General features: G+C 41.8%; 1 protein-coding gene. It reads left to right on the top strand.

The features are described from left to right. Positions 1-497: 497 nt before the first annotated feature. Positions 498-722, top strand: a 225-nt coding sequence (locus KIV40_RS33285) for a DUF2437 domain-containing protein (protein ID WP_285353671.1), incomplete at its 3' end; no start/stop codon positions are given.

Here is a 722-nt window from a genome sequence, read left to right as displayed (position 1 = left end):
TGAGCGATTTCTCGCGTGATAGTTGGTACCAATGGATTTGTCGTGTTGTTCTTTTAGACATAATGCGCCTCGTGTTTATTACAATAATATTGAGATTAACCAGATAGCTTTGCGGCGATCAATGGATCCGTAGTGCAAAACCAAATGGGGTGTTGGGACAAAAAATGACGCTATTGAATGACTATCGAAGTAAAGCTGACGCAGAAGATGGTGTAACGATGTATCGTGAACTGTCTTTGTGGGAACTTGGACTGGGATGTTGCGTTAACAGCTCATGTTTTGAGCCAGGTGGAGTAATATACGCCTCGTTTTTTAATTTTCAAGCACTATTTCGATTATTTTCAAAATAAATGTCCTGTTTTTTCCTATGCAACGGTGTTGAGAGCACGTTTCGCATAATTATTATTTGTTCGACACAGCAAACCAGCCAGTAATTTCTATACTGATCATTAAGTTATCGATACGACTAACTCAGTTAAGAGATTAAGGATGATTGAATGAAATGGATTGGCGCATTTATAGCTGCTAGCTGCTCATTGAGCGCGTGGGCGAATGTCGAGCACTTTGTACGTTACCAATATCAAGACCAAGTGAGTTACGGTCAGCTCAAGGGCGAGACTATTACGCCCATCAAAGGTGATCTTTTCGCACAGCATAGTCTCTCTGACAAACCCGTAGCGCTTGCGGATGTTGAAATACTGCTTCCGACTCAGCCTGAGAAG

The sequence above is a fragment of the Vibrio sp. D173a genome (genome assembly GCF_030248475.1).
Note: the sequence above shows the minus strand (reverse complement) of the source record. Positions and strands in the feature narration are given on the sequence as shown.